The organism is Buttiauxella sp., from assembly GCF_035271705.1.
GTDB lineage: Bacteria > Pseudomonadota > Gammaproteobacteria > Enterobacterales > Enterobacteriaceae > Buttiauxella.
In genome coordinates this window covers 1-18757 of sequence record NZ_DATERI010000132.1, presented here as the reverse complement: position 1 = coordinate 18757, position 18757 = coordinate 1, and the positions used below count along the sequence as shown (strand labels likewise).

At 50.7% G+C, this 18757-nt stretch carries 16 protein-coding genes; 12 read left to right on the top strand and 4 right to left on the bottom strand.

Going from position 1 to position 18757, the window contains the following annotated elements; translation table 11 throughout:
* From VJY99_RS12375 to gsiD, 4 genes are all read left to right on the top strand, one after another.
* The coding region (locus VJY99_RS12375) for an ATP-binding cassette domain-containing protein (protein WP_324118847.1) at positions 1-971 on the top strand (971 nt) is incomplete at its 5' end.
* A 37-nt stretch (positions 972-1008) separates the two neighbouring features.
* Positions 1009-2547, top strand: coding sequence for a glutathione ABC transporter substrate-binding protein GsiB (gene gsiB, locus VJY99_RS12370; RefSeq protein ID WP_324118845.1), 1539 nt, complete (start codon positions 1009-1011; stop codon positions 2545-2547).
* Between the two features lie 126 nt (positions 2548-2673).
* Entirely contained in the window at positions 2674-3594 is a 921-nt protein-coding gene (gene gsiC, locus VJY99_RS12365) for a glutathione ABC transporter permease GsiC (protein ID WP_324118843.1), read from the top strand.
* Between the two features lie 2 nt (positions 3595-3596).
* Entirely contained in the window at positions 3597-4508 is a 912-nt protein-coding gene (gene gsiD / locus VJY99_RS12360) for a glutathione ABC transporter permease GsiD (protein WP_324118841.1), read from the top strand.
* Here the strand turns inward: gsiD and VJY99_RS12355 are convergent.
* Positions 4505-5509 carry a LacI family DNA-binding transcriptional regulator gene (locus tag VJY99_RS12355; protein WP_324118839.1) on the bottom strand — a complete coding sequence of 335 codons (1005 nt, stop codon included), beginning with the start codon at positions 5507-5509 and terminating at the stop codon, positions 4505-4507. The two genes, gsiD and VJY99_RS12355, sit on opposite strands and share 4 nt — an antisense overlap.
* A gap of 383 nt (positions 5510-5892) precedes the next feature.
* Here VJY99_RS12355 and VJY99_RS12350 point away from each other — a divergent pair, with 383 nt between their 5' ends.
* Positions 5893-7941 carry a glycoside hydrolase family 31 protein gene (locus VJY99_RS12350; RefSeq protein WP_324118837.1) on the top strand — a complete coding sequence of 683 codons (2049 nt, stop codon included), beginning with the start codon at positions 5893-5895 and terminating at the stop codon, positions 7939-7941.
* 23 nt (positions 7942-7964) lie between these two features.
* Positions 7965-9344 (top strand): MFS transporter, encoded by a 1380-nt coding sequence (locus VJY99_RS12345; RefSeq protein WP_324118835.1) that lies wholly within the window; start codon positions 7965-7967, stop codon positions 9342-9344.
* 41 nt (positions 9345-9385) lie between these two features.
* Here VJY99_RS12345 and rimO read toward each other — a convergent pair whose 3' ends face one another.
* On the bottom strand, positions 9386-10699 hold the full coding sequence (gene rimO / locus VJY99_RS12340; protein ID WP_324118833.1) for a 30S ribosomal protein S12 methylthiotransferase RimO: 1314 nt from the start codon (positions 10697-10699) through the stop codon (positions 9386-9388).
* 209 nt (positions 10700-10908) lie between these two features.
* On the opposite strand from rimO, the gene VJY99_RS12335 reads away from it, so the two are divergent.
* From VJY99_RS12335 to VJY99_RS12320, 4 genes are all read left to right on the top strand, one after another.
* The gene (locus VJY99_RS12335) at positions 10909-11217 is read left to right on the top strand and encodes a hypothetical protein (RefSeq protein ID WP_324118831.1); all 309 of its coding nucleotides are present in this window, start codon (positions 10909-10911) and stop codon (positions 11215-11217) included.
* A 39-nt stretch (positions 11218-11256) separates the two neighbouring features.
* Positions 11257-12438, top strand: coding sequence for a serine hydrolase domain-containing protein (locus VJY99_RS12330; protein ID WP_324118829.1), 1182 nt, complete (start codon positions 11257-11259; stop codon positions 12436-12438).
* A gap of 143 nt (positions 12439-12581) precedes the next feature.
* Positions 12582-12965, top strand: a complete 384-nt coding sequence (locus tag VJY99_RS12325) for a biofilm formation regulator BssR (RefSeq protein ID WP_324118828.1) — start codon at positions 12582-12584, stop codon at positions 12963-12965.
* A 115-nt stretch (positions 12966-13080) separates the two neighbouring features.
* Positions 13081-14193, top strand: coding sequence for a PQQ-dependent sugar dehydrogenase (locus VJY99_RS12320; RefSeq protein ID WP_414641592.1), 1113 nt, complete (start codon positions 13081-13083; stop codon positions 14191-14193).
* Here VJY99_RS12320 and VJY99_RS12315 read toward each other — a convergent pair whose 3' ends face one another.
* On the bottom strand, positions 14194-14820 hold the full coding sequence (locus VJY99_RS12315; protein WP_324118823.1) for a glutathione S-transferase family protein: 627 nt from the start codon (positions 14818-14820) through the stop codon (positions 14194-14196).
* A gap of 372 nt (positions 14821-15192) precedes the next feature.
* On the opposite strand from VJY99_RS12315, the gene dacC reads away from it, so the two are divergent.
* Complete coding sequence (dacC, locus tag VJY99_RS12310) at positions 15193-16395, top strand: serine-type D-Ala-D-Ala carboxypeptidase (RefSeq protein ID WP_324118821.1); 1203 nt, start codon at positions 15193-15195, stop codon at positions 16393-16395.
* A 146-nt stretch (positions 16396-16541) separates the two neighbouring features.
* Here dacC and deoR read toward each other — a convergent pair whose 3' ends face one another.
* The gene (gene deoR, locus VJY99_RS12305) at positions 16542-17309 is read right to left on the bottom strand and encodes a DNA-binding transcriptional repressor DeoR (protein WP_324118819.1); all 768 of its coding nucleotides are present in this window, start codon (positions 17307-17309) and stop codon (positions 16542-16544) included.
* A gap of 246 nt (positions 17310-17555) precedes the next feature.
* On the opposite strand from deoR, the gene VJY99_RS12300 reads away from it, so the two are divergent.
* The coding region (locus VJY99_RS12300; protein ID WP_324118818.1) for an MFS transporter at positions 17556-18757 on the top strand (1202 nt) is incomplete at its 3' end.

Here is an 18757-nt window from a genome sequence, read left to right as displayed (position 1 = left end):
ACCCTGACCAACCAGAAGCCGAAACCGAACAAGACACCATAGCACCTGGTGCGGTGCCCGTGTTGCAAGTACGTGACCTGGTGACGCGCTTTGATATTCGCAGTGGCATTTTCAATCGCGTAACGAGTCGGGTACATGCGGTTGAAAAAGTGAGTTTTGATTTATGGCCAGGTGAAACGCTGGGGCTGGTGGGGGAGTCGGGCAGTGGCAAATCCACTACCGGGCGTGCGCTACTGCGGTTGGTGGAAACCCAGGGCGGCAGCATTCACTTCAACGGCCAGCGCATCGACACACTTTCAAATGCCGACATGCAGCATGTGCGCAAGGACATCCAGTTTATTTTCCAGGACCCTTATGCCTCACTCGACCCGCGTCTGACCGTGGGGTATTCGATTATGGAGCCGTTGCTGGTCCATAACGTGATGCCCAAAGAGCAGGCACAACAGCGTGTGGGTTGGTTACTGGAGCGCGTCGGCCTGTTGCCAGAACATGCGTGGCGTTATCCGCATGAGTTTTCCGGTGGTCAGCGGCAGCGAATTTGCATTGCCCGTGCGCTGGCACTCAATCCGAAAGTGGTTATCGCCGATGAGTCTGTTTCGGCGCTGGATGTCTCGATTCGTGGACAAATCATCAATTTGCTACTCGATCTGCAACGCGAGTTTGGCATCGCCTTTTTGTTTATTTCACATGATATGGCGGTGGTTGAGCGTATTTGTCACCGCGTGGCGGTGATGTACCTCGGGCAAATTGTTGAAATCGGCCCTCGTCGTGCGGTGTTTGAAAATCCGCAGCATCCCTATACCCGGAAACTCATGGCGGCAGTGCCGGTTGCTGATCCTGAGCATCGTCGGCCTAAACCGGTTTTGCTATCTGATGAAATCCCCAGTACCACGCACAAACTGGGGTATGAACCACGCGTTGCAACGCTTGTGAATGTCGGGCCGGGGCACTTTGTTGCCCGGACAAAGTGATAATCATTTTTTGGCCAAGGATAATCAGGAGAACACCATGACAGCAATAAAAAGTAAAAAGTGGCTGTTGGCAGCGGGTCTCGCGACCAGCGTCATCGCTACACCGGCATTTGCCGCTAAAGATGTCGTCGTCGCCGTAGCATCCAACTTCACCACGCTTGACCCGTATGACGCCAACGACACACTTTCACAGGCGGTGGCAAAGTCGTTTTATCAGGGGCTATTTGGCTTTGATAAAGAGATGAAACTGCAAAACGTGCTGGCGGAAAGCTATACCGTTTCTGACGACAGCCTGGTTTACACCATCAAACTGCAGCCTGGGGTTAAATTCCAGGATGGCACCGATTTCAACGCCGAGGCGGTAAAAGTCAACTTAGACCGCGCCAGCAATCAGGAAAATCACCTCAAACGCTATAACCTGTATAAAACGATTGCGAAGACCGAAACCGTTGATGCCAACACGGTAAAAATCACCCTTAAACAGCCATTCTCCGCGTTTATCAATATTCTCGCCCATCCAGCTACGGCGATGATCTCGCCAGCAGCATTGAAAAAATACGGCAAAGAGATTGGTTTCCATCCGGTCGGCACCGGCCCATACCAGTTGGACACCTGGAACCAGACTGACTTTGTGAAGGTGAAGAAATTCGACGGTTACTGGAAACAGGGGTTGCCGAAACTTGACACCATCACCTGGCGTCCGGTGGTGGATAACAACACTCGTGCGGCCATGCTACAAACCGGTGAAGCGCAATTTGCGTTCCCGATCCCTTACGAGCAAGCCGGTGTGCTGGAGAAAAACGACAAACTGGAACTGGTGGCATCGCCTTCCATCATGCAACGTTATCTCAGCATGAACGTGACGCAAAAGCCGTTTGATAATCCCAAAGTCCGTGAAGCTATCAACTACGCCATTAACCGCCAGGCGTTGGTGAAAGTGGCGTTCGCGGGCAACGCGACGCCAGCCGAAGGCGTGGTGCCGCCGTCTATCGACTTCGCACAATCTTACAAACCCTGGCCATATGACCCAGCAAAAGCCCGCGAGCTGTTAAAAGAAGCGGGTTATCCAAATGGCTTTGAAACCACATTGTGGTCCTCTCATAACCACAGTACCGCGCAGAAAGTGTTGCAGTTCACCCAACAGCAACTGGCGCAGGTCGGTATCAAAGTGAAAGTGACGGCGATGGATGCCGGGCAGCGAGCGGCTGAAGTGGAAGGTAAAGGACAGAAAGAAAGTGGCGTGAGAATGTTCTACACTGGCTGGTCGGCGTCGACTGGCGAAGCCGATTGGGCATTGTCGCCGCTGTTTGCCTCAACTAACTGGCCACCAACGTTGTTTAACACGGCTTTCTACAGCAATCCGCAGGTTGATAAAGATCTGGTTGATGCGCTGAAAACCACCAACCGTGATGAAAAAGCGAAGCTGTACAAAGACGCGCAGGACACCATCTGGAAAGAGTCTCCGTGGGTGCCGCTGGTGGTCGAAAAACTGGTTTCCGCACACAGCAAAAACCTCAGCGGTTTTTATGTGATGCCAGATACCGGATTTAATTTTGATGATGCGGATCTGAAATAACAGCGTGAAGTCATAACGTGTAGTCAATGTCGGATGTCACTTACGCTATCCGACATACGGAAGACCGTTGCAGAGTGGATTAGCGTAAGCGACATCCACCGCAACATAGAAGTTTACGGAGCAATATTGTTTAACTATTTTCTCAAACGCTTGCTGGGACTTATTCCAACGCTGCTTATAGTGGCGGTGCTGGTGTTTTTGTTTGTCCATATGCTACCGGGGGATCCTGCGCGTTTAATCGCCGGGCCTGATGCCGATGCATCAATTATTGAAATGGTACGTAAGCAGTTGGGGTTGGATTTACCGCTCTGGCAGCAATTTTTGCGCTATATCGGCAATATATTGCAGGGCGATTTTGGTACCTCGATGGTGTCACGACGTCCGGTGTCTGAAGAGATAGCCAGCCGTTTCATGCCGACACTTTGGCTGACGCTCACCAGTATGGGGTGGGCGATGATTTTCGGCCTGTTCACCGGCATTATTTCTGCCGTCTGGCGCAATCGCTGGCCGGACAGATTGAGCATGACGATTGCGGTTTCCGGTATCTCTTTCCCGGCGTTCGCACTGGGCATGTTGCTGATGCAGGTGTTTTCAGTGGAACTGGGCTGGTTACCGACGGTGGGGGCCGAGACCTGGCAGCACTACATTCTACCGTCAGTAACGTTAGGTGCGGCGGTTGCGGCCGTGATGGCGCGTTTTACTCGCGCCTCGTTTGTTGATGTGCTGCAAGAAGATTACATGCGCACCGCGCGCGCGAAAGGGGTGAGCGAAACACTGATCGTTCTCAAACACGGGCTGCGTAATGCCATGATCCCGGTTATCACCATGATGGGGTTACAGTTCGGATTTTTGCTCGGCGGTTCCATCGTCGTCGAAAAGGTATTTAACTGGCCGGGGCTTGGGCGCTTGCTGGTGGATTCGGTTGAGATGCGCGATTACCCGGTGATTCAGGCGGAAGTGCTGCTGTTCTCGCTGGAATTTATTGTTATCAACTTAGTGGTGGATTTGCTCTACGCCGCCATTAACCCAGCTATCAGGTACAAGTAAGGATGCGACTCTTTAACTGGCGACGCCAGGCGGTACTGAATGCGATGCCGATTGTTCGACCCCATCAGGTGCGCACCCCGTGGCACGAGTTTTTGCGCCGCTTGCGCAAGCAACCGGTGGCGATTTTCGCCGGGACGTTCGTGCTATTCCTGATTGCTATCGCACTGATTGCACCGTGGATTTCACCGTTCGATGCGGAAAACTATTTTGATTACGACCGGCTCAATGATGGCCCGTCAATGCTGCACTGGTTTGGCGTGGATTCGTTAGGGCGCGATATTTTCAGCCGTGTGTTAGTGGGGGCGCAAATCTCGCTGGCAGCTGGGGTGTTCTCGGTACTGATTGGCGCGTTAATTGGCACCTTTTGCGGCCTGCTGGCGGGGTATTACGAAGGATGGTGGGACCGCGTCATTATGCGTATTTGCGACGTGCTGTTTGCCTTTCCCGGGATTTTGCTGGCGATTGCTGTGGTCGCGGTGATGGGCAGCGGAATGTCGAATGTGATTATCGCGGTCGCCATTTTTAGTATTCCCGCGTTTGCCCGCCTGGTACGCGGGAATACGCTGGTGCTCAAACACCAAACCTTTATCGAATCGGCCCGCAGTATCGGCGCTTCTGACGCGACAATTATCTTCCGCCATATTCTGCCGGGTACGGTTTCATCAATAGTGGTCTATTTCACGATGCGTATCGGCACGTCGATAATTTCCGCGGCGAGTTTGTCGTTCTTAGGATTAGGCGCACAGCCGCCGACGCCGGAGTGGGGCGCGATGCTCAATGAAGCGCGAGCCGACATGGTGATTGCGCCACATGTGGCTATCTTCCCGAGTCTGGCGATTTTCCTGACGGTGCTGGCGTTTAATTTGCTGGGGGATGGATTGCGCGACGCGTTGGATCCGAAGATAAAGGGTTAACCCATTTTGTGTTCCCGTCGGGTGACAAGGCATAACTCTGGTAAGGAATGCACCGGACGTTGTTCGCCCTGCATGGCATTGAGAATAGCGGTTGCCAAATCTTCACCTATCACCCTGAAAGGGACGTCAAAACCCGTAGGTTTTATCGGCAGAAATGATGAGATATCGCTGCTAAAAACTCCGGCAAAGAACGGGTAGTGACAGCGCTGTTGCCGGGTATAAAAGCTTGCTCCTAGCATCTGTAAGTCGCTAAGAAAGATGATGTAGTCAGGAGGGGTGGGCAACTGGTGGAAATAACGCAGCGCCTCGAAACCGGACGCCTCACTGATTTCACCCTGGAAGAGATATTCTTCATTCACTTTCAGGTTTTGCTGGCGTAAGGCGTCGCGCCAGGCCTCTGTGAAGATAGCTCCCTGCGCACTCGATTTTTCCAACGTGACCAGCGCAATATTTTGATATCCCGCCATTTTCCCCTGTTGCACCGCTTCTTTTGCCACCGTGGCAAAATCCAAATCTACCCAGTTAAATTCGCCATTCAGGGTAGAGCTGCGTCCAAGCGTGGCAAACGGGAAATTATTTTTATGCAAATACTCAATGCGAGGATCGTTGATTTGAGTGTTGGTCAGTATGACTGCGTCGGCTTTGCGTTGCTCAACAATTTTTTGTAGCCACAGTTTTTCATCTGCATCGTCCAGTGCCAGGTGCAGGATGGTGTCGATATCCTGCTGGCGCAGGCGGGTTTGCAGACCCGCAGCAACGCGCATGAAAAAAGAAGCTGTATAGAAGTTGTCCCGTTCACCGGATGGTAGCAGGAGCGCAACCGTGTTGACCTTACCCTTGCGCAGATTTCTGCCAGCGGCGTTGGGCCGATAACCATAGAAATTTGCCGCCTCAAGTACGCGCTTTTGCGTTGCCATACTGACTTCAGGGTGGCTATTGAGTGCTCTTGAAACGGTGGCAATGGAGAGATCCAGTAATTTTGCCAACTCTTTGATATTCATCTATTCCTTTTCCCACACATGGACGATTACGCCATAGCTATACCCTTCATACTTCAAGTTGCCTGTGCGTTGGCTGCGTTCACTCACCCGAATCACTTAGTTTACTAAGCTCATCGGGACTCGCTTGCTTGCCGCCTTCCCGCAACTCGAATTATTTGGGATATATATATTACTCTGCTCAGTTTAACCATTTGGGATGACTGCCGCATAAATATATCACGGCTGACCTGAAAAACTCTAAATAATAAACCTAAGATCACAGTTTCTAGATTTTATCACTTCCTTGGCTCATGCCGTCATTGACATACTGCCTAATGTTAACCAGGATCGGAAACGTTTACGGAATCATAATTATAACTTCCCATAAATAAAATGAGGTCATGATGAATACCCTACAAATTAAAGATAACTCGCTATATTGGTCATGGAGTGGATATTTTCTTGCCATTTATCCATGGGGCAAAGATAGTTTTCGAATTATTTCAGGCATGCAACCTGAAAGCCTTGATATTCCAATCTGGGCACTGCTTGAACAACCTGATTTTCCGGTGACATTTGAACGCCATGATGAAAATCTAATGATAATTAACGGAAATATTAGAGCCTGTGTTGACCCGCAGGGACGGGTTGCTTTTTATAACCAGAAAAATGAATGCATACTGGAGGAGTTATGGCGGCAAAGAGACAACGGTGAGCATTTCTGGAATGCGGGAAATCAACCACAAAAGAAAATAAGTGCTTTAAAAATTTCCGGTCGCGAGATGAAACCGCTGGCCGGAAATGCCATGGAAATAAATGTCAGGTTTGAAGCTAACCCTAATGAAAAAATATGTGGCATGGGGCAATATCAGCAACCTTTTATTAATTTAAAAGGGTGTGCTATTGAATTAGCGCAACGAAACTCTCAGGCCAGCGTGCCGTTTATGGTGTCGAGCCTGGGATATGGGTTTTTATGGAATAACCCCGCGGTAGGCGAAGCTATTTTTGCGAATAACGAAACGCGCTGGCATGCTCAGGCCGCATCGCATATTGATTACTGGATAACGGCAGGGGATACCCCGGCGGAAATCATCAGAAACTATGCGAACGCCACCGGTAAACCCCCTTTGATGCCCGAATTTGCACTGGGTCTGTGGCAATCCAAATTACGTTATCGCACCCAGCATGAGTTGCTGAGTGTGGCACGTGAGTATCGTGATCGCGGGATTCCTCTGGCGGTGATTGTCGCCGATTTCTTCCATTGGCCAGTGCAGGGCGACTGGAAATTTGATTCACGGGAATGGCCTGATCCCGCGGCGATGACCGCCGAACTCAAGGAAATGGGTACGGAATTGATGGTTTCAGTCTGGCCGACGGTGGATGTGAAAAGTGAAAATTATCCTGCGATGAACGAGCAGGGTTTGCTGGTGAATACCCGTAAAGGGCTAAATATTAACTTCGATTTTTTAGGTAATAGCCGCTTTATCGACCCTACGAATCCTGAGACTCGCCAGTTCATCTGGGATGTCTGTAAGAGGAACTATTTTGACAATGGCGTAAACCTATTCTGGCTTGATGAGGCTGAGCCAGAATATGGTGTCTATGATTTTGATAACTATCGTTATCACATAGGTAATACCCTTGAAACGGGCAATATCTATCCCCTGCATTTTACCGAGGCTTTTTACGACGGTCTGCGCGAAGCGGGGCAGAGTAATCCGGTAAGCCTGGTGCGCTGCGCATGGGCCGGGAGCCAGCGCTACGGCGCCTTGGTTTGGTCTGGCGATATCCACTCATCATTTGCGTCGATGCGTAACCAGCTCTGCGCGGGGTTAAGCATGGGCATGGCGGGTATCCCGTGGTGGACCACTGATATTGGTGGATTCCATGGCGGTGATGTGAGCAATCCGGCTTTTCATGAGCTACTCGTACGCTGGTTCCAGTGGGCGGTATTCAGCCCGGTTCTGCGCATGCACGGACACCGAGATCCCATTACTGAACCAGAGATCCCTTACCGTGACGGTATCGCACAATGCAACACCGGAGCAGGCAACGAGCTATGGAGTTTTGGTGAGTCCACCTTTGCCATTCTCAGCCGTTACGCAGCGCTACGCGAAAGGCTGCGGCCGTACCTACGCAAACTCATGCAGCAAGCTCATGAGACAGGCGAGCCGTTAATGCGCCCGCTGTTTTATCACTATCCCGAGGATGAACAAGCCTGGCAGATAACAGACCAATATCTCTTTGGTGAAGACGTTCTGGTTGCGCCAGTGGTTAACGCAGGGGAGAGGCAACGTCGTGTCTGGTTACCCGGTAACACTGTGTGGGTTGACGCGGTTTCGGGTGAGCGCCATGAGGGCGGCCGGTTTATCAGCGTTGCCGCACCACTCGACACGTTGCCTTTGCTGGTACGTGAAGGTGCCGAGGTTCTGGGGCTGATTCGTCCATTCTGACACGGATAAATGTGGAGAGCATGATGAGTGGAATATCTAATGATTTGGGTGTGGCCAGTCACTCAGTTGGGCTGGCAAGACTCTCGGTAAGTGAAAAAATAGGTTACGGGCTTGGAGACGCAGGTGGCACGATTGTTACCGGCCTTATTTCGAATTTTTTAACGTTCTTCTATACCGATATTTTTGGCTTAACACCGGCTGTGGTGGGAACACTATTCCTGGTGCTGCGTGTGATTGACGCTATTTCTGATCCACTGATCGGGGTTATTGCTGACCGCACCTCGACCAAAATGGGGCAGTTCCGGCCGTTTATACTCTGGACAGCAATTCCATTAGGGCTGATTGCATTTCTGACCTTTAGCGTCCCGGATTTGGCTTATCACTGGAAGGTGCTTTACGCGGTTGTGACCTACTTTGCGCTCTCGGTGCTTTATTCCCTCAACAACGTGCCTTATTGCGCATTGGTAACCAAAATCACCACGAATCCGCTGGAACTTGTTTCATGCCAGTCCTGGCGTTTTGCGTTGTGCGGCGTGGCGGGTTTCGCCGTCTCGGTTGGGTTGCCCATTATGGTGGATTACTTTGGCAAGGGGAATGCGGTTCGGGGATATCAGTATGGTGTAGGCGTTCTGGCATGTTTAGCCATCGCGATGTTTCTACTGTGCTTTTATGGTGTGAAAGAGCGAGTAGTGGCTCGAAACAATCATACGTTTAACCTTCATGAAAGCCTGAAAAGCATCCGTCGTAATGATCAGCTTTTGCTGACCTTTGTGATGTCGTTGTTGATCATCAGCATCTTTAACACTAAAGGTGGGGTCGCCATGTATTTCATTACTTATGTGCTGCAGGGTGATGCGACCTATACCTCATTATTTTTTGGCATGGCGACGTTGGGAGGAATTACAGGTTCAATTCTGGTGCAATATTTGACGCGCAGTTTTGAGATTAAAACCCTCTATTTCTGGGTGAATATGGTTCTGGCACTTGCTCACTTCGCAGTATGGTTTGTTCCCGGGACAGCGACCACTGTGTGGCTGGTTTTAGTCTTTGTTTGTTGTGTCGTGTTGGGTTTTATTTTACCGATGCACTTCACCCTTGTGACCTTTGCTGATACGTATGGTGAATGGAAGTCAGGCCGCCGTTCATCGGGCATGAACTTTGCGTTTAACCTATTTTTTGTCAAGCTGGCTTGGGCAGTAGCAGGAGTTATCGTCAGCGTTGTACTGACCGTCGTGGCTTACCGTTCCGGTATGGAAAACCAGACACCATTGTCTTTGGCGGGGATCACGTTACTTTCCACAGCGATACCCGGTGTGCTGCATTTATTGCTGGCAGTAACGGTGTGGTTTTTCAGGATTGATAATAAAATGGTCGTGCAAATGGAGCAGGAATTAGGTCGTTAAAGTAAAGAGCCTTTCCAAACTGGAAAGGCTCTTTTGAAGGATTAAACCACTGAGCCCCACAGGTCATATTCGTCCGCGTTTTCAACTTTCACGCGCACCACATCACCCGGTTTCACTTTGGTTTCGCCATTGAGGTAAACCGCGCCGTCGATTTCTGGAGCATCAGCCATGCTGCGGCCAATCGCGCCTTCTTCGTCAACTTCATCAATGATCACCAGAATTTCACGGCCCACTTTTTCTTGCAGACGTTCAGCAGAAATTTGCTGTTGCAGCTGCATGAAACGGTTCCAGCGTTCTTCTTTCACGTCTTCCGGTACCGGATCCGGCAGTTCGTTGGCAGTTGCACCTTCAACTGGGCTGAACTTAAAGCAGCCGACGCGATCCAGGCGTGCTTCTTTCAGGAAGTCGAGCAGCATCTGGAAATCTTCTTCGGTCTCACCTGGGAAGCCAACAATGAAGGTGGAACGCAGCGTCAAGTCCGGGCAAATTTCACGCCATTGCTTAATGCGCTGCAACTGGCGGTCAACACTGCCAGGGCGCTTCATCAACTTCAGAATGCGTGGGCTGGCGTGCTGCAAAGGAATATCCAGATAAGGCAGGATCTTGCCTTCGGCCATCAATGGAATGACATCATCAACGTGCGGGTACGGATAAACGTAGTGCAGACGTGTCCAGACGCCGAGTTTTGCCAGTTGCTCACACAGGCTCACCATGCTGGTTTTCACCGGCTCGCCGTTATAGAAACCAGTGCGATGCTTAACATCCACGCCGTAAGCGGAAGTGTCTTGAGAGATAACCAGCAGCTCTTTAACACCGGCATCAACCAGACGTTTTGCTTCAGACAGCACATCGCCAATCGGACGGCTATCAAGGTCGCCACGCATTGAAGGGATGATGCAGAAAGTACAACGATGGTTGCAGCCTTCAGAAATTTTCAGATACGCGTAGTGACGTGGCGTCAGCTTCACGCCTTGTTCTGGCACCAGGCTCAGGAACGGGTTGTGTTTAGGTTTCGGCACATAGTGGTGAACGTGCTGCAAAACTTGCTCGTAGCTATGTGGGCCGGTGATTTCCAGAACTTTAGGGTGCACTTCGCGGATTTGATCTTCTTTGGCCCCTAAACAGCCGGTCACAATCACTTTGCCATTTTCGTTCAGTGCTTCACCAATCGCTTCGAGCGATTCTTGTACGGCACTGTCGATAAAGCCGCAGGTGTTAACGATAACCATATCGGCATCATCATAGCTAGGCACTACATCGTAACCTTCGGTGCGCAGCTCAGTTAGGATCCGTTCAGAATCAACGAGGTTTTTTGGGCAGCCGAGGGAGACAAAGCCAATACGGGGTTGTTGCATACAGGTCACGCTCACAAAGTAAACAGAATTTAAAAACCGGGCGATTCTACACGGGTTTTCGACAAGGCTCTACTGGTTGTTTTTCCCAGCACACAAGATGAAATTTCAGAAACATTGAAGTGGTTAGTTTTTGCTTACCAGGGAAGCAGGCCCTATTATCTGTGCGCTTAATACAATCGTAACGTCCCGTTCAAAGAGAGAACCGCATTATGCGTAAGATTTTAGCCCTTTCCGGGATGCTAACGGGTGCCCTGTTGGTATCAGCCTGCAATATCATCCCAACACCGCTCAACACGCCACCGGCCTCGGCACTCAAGTTTGTTTGTGGTAGCAGCGATAAGCTGGCGTTAGAGGGGGACTATGCCTGGCTCAACGGCAAACGCTACTCCTACCAAAATATGAACGGTGACCAGGCATTTTACCGTTATCACAGCAGTCATTTTGGCCTGAAAAAAGTGGGTGAAAAACGCACATTGATGATGGGTTTGGATGCCAAATCTTGTGTTGCAGCCAATTAATTGATGAACATCCCCTGTCACATAACGCCCCCGAGTACGATGCTGCTCGGTTTCATGCTGACGGGGTGTGGCACACTGTCTAACGTCGCACCCGTTGCTGAGGTACCGCAAAAGGCGCAACGTGTTTGCGGTATGTCTGCGAATCGCGACATTAACCAGTGGTTGCCAACTCTGGTTGAACAGCAATCTCCCGCCATGGTGGTTGGGGTGATTGACGCCAATAACCAACGTCACTATTGGCAATTTGGTGTCACCGATACGAAGCACCAATATCCCGTCAATGAACAGACGTTATTTGCAGTCGGTTCACTGAGTAAAGGCATGACCGCCGAAGCGACCGCGGTATTAGTGGCGCAGGGACGTTTGCATTGGTCTGATACGCTTGAAACCTTAATGCCGCCGTCGGTGCCATTAAGTGCAGATGCGAAGAAAATCACGCTGCTCCAATTGGTGACTCATACTTCCGGTTTGCCCCGGCAGAATATGGATTTGCCGATGCTGACCGCCTTTATTCGTTATCTGGGCAATGGTGAGAATTTTTACTCGCATCTGGACAGTGACGACGTGGTGGCCGATTTGGCCTATTTTTCAAAAACAGATAACACTAAACCCGTTTATTCGAACTTGGGTTATGCGGTGCTGGATTATGTTCTGCATTATCAAACGGGCCAGCGTGCCGACCAACTGGTGCAAACGCTCATCTTCGAGCCTCTTGAAATGCACAACAGCAGCTTTATTCCGCAGAAACTCAAGCGCTACCCGCAGCGCGCTATTGGACATGCCGGTAGCCAGCCGAAGTTTATCCCCCGTGGGCAGGTGGTGCCGGACTGGCAATTCTCCGGCAATATGCTCGGGGCCGGTGGGTTGTACACCGACACCGCCGATTTGCTGACCTTTGCCGCCGCCCATCTTGAACGCACCGGCAATGCCACACTGGATAAAGCTATCGTTGACACGATGCAGGTCTATTATCCGCGTGATAAAGAAGCGGCCAATATTGCCTGGGTGACGGATACCTATGGCGAGCAATCGATCACTTATCAGGTCGGATATATTGGCGGTTATTCCAGTTACATTGGTATTGATCGGAAGAATAATTTCGCTGTGGTGGTGTTGCAAAACAGCTTCACCTGGCAAAACAACCTTGGGCACAGTGTGTTACGTCAAATGTTTGAGGTGCAGCATCAAACCTCCACTTGCCGCGTGACAACCGCTTCGTAACATATTGTTTCTTCGTGGATATTATGGGTTATAAAATTTGTTGCGGAGGATCAAAAAAGAGCGGGAAAAAAATCAAGTCTGTCTAAAATTTAGCCATACTATCACTGTGTGTTATCGATTCAGATCACACAGGGGGTAAATGTATGAAGGGGGAATCACTCAAACGCGATCTCTTGAAAAAGATGATTATCGCCAAAATAGACATGGCTGCTTATCTCGCATTGAGAAAAGCGAAAGGCTATATGTCTGTGAATGAAACTGAGCATCTACGTGATAATTTATTCGACTTGTCCGCTGAGTATCATGAGAGGTCTTTAGACCTCAAAACCCAGTTTACTGCACAAGAAATAGCGAGCATCAATCAGGGAATCACCGCGGTATCTTCTGCCGCAATATGCCTGATGACCGGACGTCGCGACTGCCCGCAATATATCGCAATTGATGCCGATAAACTGGAGAACTGCCTGCAACAACTCACCGCCAACCTGAACGATGTTATGGGTCACCAACTGGTGGTTGAACGTTGAAACCTCGAGGGGAGGTGACTCCCCTCTGGTAAAGTTTTTGTAAAACTCCCGTCCCTGAATTCCTGAAAAGCTAACCTTATCGGGTAGATCCGAGAAGGAGAAAGCTATGCTACGGTTGCCATTCCGCTCATTCATTACCGCGTCTTTGCTGCTTTCAGTCAGTGTTGCCCTGGCCGCTGAGGTTAAGGTGGAAGTGCTGCAAAGTAAGCTCGACCATCCCTGGTCGTTAGCGTTTCTACCCAATAATCAGGGGGTGTTGATTACGCTGCGTGGTGGGCAATTACGCCGCTGGCAACCCGGTGAGGGTTTAGGTGACCCGATTGTCGGTGTGCCAAAAGTTTGGGCGCATGGGCAGGGGGGATTGCTGGATGTGGTTTTGGCTCCGGACTTTGAAAAAAGTCGCCGCGTTTGGTTAAGTTTTGCCCAAGCTAACAGTGATGACCAGGCCGGAACTGCCGTGGGTTACGGCACACTGAGCAGCAATATGCAGCGCCTGGAAAACTTCAAAGTGGTGTTCAACCAGACACCAAAACTCTCTACCGGCAACCATTTTGGTGGGCGGATGGCGTTTGATGGCAAAGGTTATTTGTTTATCGCGCTGGGTGAAAACAACCAACGCCCCACGGCACAGGATTTGGACAAGCTACAGGGCAAAGTGGTTCGCCTGACGCAAAACGGCGATGTACCACCCGATAATCCCTTTGCCGGTAAACAGGGCGCCAGAAGTGAGATCTGGTCTTATGGGCACCGTAATCCGCAGGGCATGGCGTTTAATCCCGCCAATGGAGAATTGTGGCTCAATGAACATGGCCCGCGCGGCGGAGATGAACTCAACGTGGTGATGCCGGGTAAAAACTACGGCTGGCCACTGGCTACGTGGGGCATAAATTATAGCGGGCTGCCGATCCCTGAAGCGAAAGGTGAAATTGTTGCGGGCACCGAGCAACCGCTTTATTACTGGAAAGTTTCCCCTGCGGTGAGCGGTATGGCGTTTTATCACGCCGACACCTTCCCACAGTGGAAAGGGAAGCTGTTTATTGGTGCTCTAAAAGAGAAAAACCTGATTGAACTGACGCTTAATGGCGACAAGGTGCAGACCCAAAAGCGGTTACTTGATGACAGGGGTGAGCGAATTCGTGATGTGCGCGTCGGCCCGGATGGTTATCTGTATGTCCTGACCGACGAATCTGACGGGGAACTACTGAAAATCAGCCCATCGAATGAGTGATTAACTCAATGGAATCATGACGAATTGCTTAAACGCTGGGCGCTGGGTCAGTTGCTGATACCAGCGTTGCAGGTTGGGAAAATCATTCCACTGGATATCGAGATTGAACAGATTGTAGACAGTTGGAGCCAGCGCAATGTCGGCAGTACCGAATTCAGCGCCACCAAGCCACGGCTGCTTCGCCAATTCCGCATCCACGATGGCAAATAGCGCGTTACATTGCTCGATGCTATCGGCGATCAGCTTTTCATCACGTTGTTCAGGTGCGAGACGTACCAGGCTGATAAATACACCACGATGTGGGCCGGTAAGAGAGGTTGCCGTCCAGTCCATCCATTTTTCACCACGCGCACGAGCTGCAGGGTCTGCAATCCAAAGCGAATCTTTGCCGTATTGAGCCGCCAGATAACGCACGATGGTATTGGACTCCCACAGCGTCAGGTCGGTGGCGTCGTCGTGAATGCAGGGCACCAGCGCATTTGGGTTCATCGCCAGATATTCTGCATCATGGGTTTTGCCAAATTTCCCACCTGCCGGGACTGAATCATACGCCACACCTAACTCTTCCAGGCACCACAGTACTTTCTTCACATTCGTTGAATTGTCTCTGCCCCAAACTGTGATCATTTTGTTTCCTCATTGTTAGTTTGCATCTCATTATGCCGAGTGTTGATGAAGAAAACAGCGCGTATGTTCAACGGTTGGTAAAAAACTGATTAACGTGGCGGCAAGTGGTGCAGTTATCGAATAAACTTAAAAAACTTTACCAACGCTATGTTTCATTAAGCGATTCACACGTTATACCCTTCATACTAGAAGCTGCATCTGCGTTGGCCGCAGACGATTGCCCGAATCACTTACTTGAGTAAGCTTATTGGGACTCACGTCTTTGCCGCCTTGATGCAACGCCTATTATTTTGGGTATGGCTTACTGGCAACTTGAATCATTAAGTCACGGCGTGTGTCGTCACTTTTTTAGAATGGATACTGGGTGGTGTTATGAAAACTATACAAATCCCTGCTTCGCTACGAGCATTATTGGCAGGAACAACCCTGCTGTTAGTGGCTGCACCTGCACTGAGCGCGGAACAGACGGCTGACGCGCCGCAAGTTGATGCTAAAGCTTGGATCTTAATGGATTACGCCAGCGGCAAAGTATTGGCGGAAGGAAATGCCGACCTCCAACTCGACCCGGCGAGTTTGACCAAGTTGATGACCAGCTATGTGGTTGGCCAGGCTCTCAAAGTGGAAAAAATCAAACTGACCGATATGGTCACTATCGGCAAAGATGCATGGGCAACCGGTAATCCGGCGCTGCGTGGCTCATCGCTGATGTTCCTCAAGCCAGGCGATACCGTCTCGGTTGAAGAATTGAATAAAGGTGTGATCATTCAGTCAGGCAACGATGCCAGTATTGCGCTTGCAGATTTTGTGGCCGGCAGCCAGGATTCGTTCGTCAGCCTGATGAACAACTATGCGCAAAAGCTGAATCTCACTAACACCACCTTTAAAACCGTACACGGCCTCGATGCTCCAGGGCAGTTTAGTACCGCGCGCGATATGGCGTTGCTGGGCAAAGCCTTAATTCACGATGTGCCAGAAGAGTACGCCATCCACAAAGAGAAAGAGTTCACCTTCAACAACATCAAGCAGCCAAACCGTAACCGCTTGCTGTGGAGCTCAAACCTTAACGTTGACGGCATGAAAACTGGCACCACTACGGGGGCAGGTTACAACCTGGTGGCGTCCGCGACCTCAGGCGAGATGCGCTTAATTTCCGTGGTTCTGGGCACCAAAACTGACCGTATTCGTTTCAATGAAAGCGAAAAATTGCTGACATGGGGCTTCCGCTTCTTTGAAACCGTAACGCCGATTAAACCGGAAGCGACTTTTGTCACACAGCGCGTGTGGTTCGGTGACAAAAGCGAAGTGAATCTGGGCGCGGGTGAGGGGGGCTCAGTCACCATTCCACGCGGTCAACTGAAAAACCTGAAGGCAAGTTACAAACTGAATGATCCGCAACTGACCGCACCGCTGAAAAAAGGCCAGGTTGTCGGGACTATCGACTTCCAGCTTAACGGTAAAAGTATTGAACAGCGTCCGTTGATGGTGATGCAAGCAGTCGAAGAGGGTGGGTTCTTTAGCCGTATGTGGGACTTTGTGTTGATGAAGTTCCATGCTTGGTTTGGTAGCTGGTTCTAATCCTTCCTCCTTCATACTTCGAGTTGCAGGGGTGTTGGCTACGGTCGTGCACCCCAGTCACTTACTTGTGTAAGCTCCGGGGGCTTCACTCCTTTGCCGCCTGCCTGCGACGCGAATTATTTTGGAGGAGCGACTTAGCGAATGCGCTATTTCCACTGCAAGGTAAGATTCTGCGACGCGGCATACTCAACAAACGCCGCGTCAGGTTGTTCGTTACTGATAAGCAAATCAAAAGCAGAAACGGGCCCCATACAGGCGGCGCGGACTTTGCCAAATTTGCTGCTGTCCACCACCAACACACGCTGTTGTGCCATCGCTAGCGCCCAGTGTTTTACTGGCAACTCATCCAGATTAAAACAGGTGACCCCATGACGGGGATGGATACCTGCTGCGGAGAAAAAAGCGATGTCCGGGCAAAAGTTATTCAGGCATTCCTGGAAATTAATCGGTTTGAAAATCGCATTACTGGAGTGAAATTCCCCACCGCTCAAAATAACCCGACAACCGGGTTTGTCCTGCAACGCCAGAAAGGTGTTTAACGAATAGCAAACTCCGGTAAATATCAGTTCGTCATCTAAGGCTTCGATGATGTATGGCGTCGTGGTGCCACAGTCAAAAAATACCGTTTGATGCGGGCGCACCAAAGCCGCAGCAAGGCGTGCAGCGTGGCGTTTTTCCTCGATGCGACGGGTTTTCTGATCACTTAACAGGTAGTGATTGGCAGTGACGCTACGGGGTTCGAGAACCACATAACCGCCCAACAGGACAACCGGCCCTGGGTCATTGCTCAGGTCACGGCGAATGGTCATTTCAGAGACACCCAGTAAAGCAGACGCTTCTTTCAGGTGAATTTTGTCGCTGCGTTTAAGCGCCTGAATCAGGCGGTTGATGCGTTCGTCGCGCCGGGTTTCCATAATTCCCTCTGAAAATGACAAACCCAGCATCGCCGGGTTTTGATTAACGCATATTACCTTTGCAAAAACACTTAGTCACGCACCCAGCCTTTACGAAGCAAGAGGGCTAAACAGAAACGATATGCCTGATAAAGTCGGGGGTATTTCTGAATGCCGAGCAATCGACTAAGGATCAACAACAATTCACTATCTACCACGCAGTCAATTTATTACACTTTGAGCGTTTTCTTCTCCTTCGAGTTTCTAATGCAAAATAATAAGCGATTGGGTCGCCATGCACTGCTATTTCCGCTGTGCCTGGTGCTCTATGAATTTTCGACCTATATCGGCAATGACATGATCCAGCCAGGCATGCTGGCGGTTGTCGAGCAATACAACGCGGGTATCGAGTGGGTACCGACCTCCATGACGGCGTATTTGGCGGGCGGCATGTTTTTACAGTGGCTACTTGGGCCGCTGTCGGACCGAATTGGCCGCCGCCCGGTCATGTTGACCGGCGTGGTGTGGTTTATCGTCACCTGTCTTGCCACACTACTGGCACAGAACATTGAGCAATTTACCTTCCTGCGCTTCTTACAAGGGGTCAGCCTGTGCTTTATCGGTGCGGTGGGCTATGCCGCCATCCAGGAATCCTTCGAAGAAGCGGTGTGTATTAAAATCACAGCGCTGATGGCGAACGTTGCATTGATTGCACCGTTGCTTGGCCCGTTGGTGGGTGCCGCGTGGATTCACTACGCGCCGTGGGAAACCATGTTTGTGCTGTTTGCAGCACTCGCGGCTTTTTCATTTTATGGTTTGCACCGTGCCATGCCAGAAACCGCGACGCGTCTGGGCGAGAAACTGTCGCTGCGTGATTTAGGCCATGATTACAAACTGGTACTGAGCAACGGGCGGTTTGTCGCGGGGGCACTGGCGACGGGTTTTGTCAGTCTGCCGCTGCTGGCGTGGATTGCGCAATCGCCGATTATCATCATCAGCGGTGAAAAACTCTCGACTTACGAATACGGTTTGCTGCAGGTGCCTATCTTTGGCGCATTGATCCTCGGTAACCTGGTGCTGGCACGCTTAACCTCACGCCGTAGCGTGCGCTCGCTGATTATTTTTGGCGGCTGGTGGATTTTGCCAGGCCTGGTGGTGGCTGCCGTAGCAACGGTTGTGTCGTCTCATGCCTATCTGTGGATGACTGCCGGTTTGAGTATTTACGCCTTTGGTATCGGCCTTGCCAACGCAGGCCTGGTGCGCCTGACGCTGTTCGCCAGCGACATGAGCAAAGGCACGGTGTCGGCGGCGATGGGCATGTTGCAGATGTTTATTTTTACCGTCGGCATCGAGGTGAGTAAGCATGCTTATCTGTTTGGCGGCAACGGTTTGTTCAGCGTGCTGAATTTGCTGGGTGGCCTTATTTGGCTCGGGTTGATGTTTGCGTTCTTGAAAGATAAGAGTGTCGG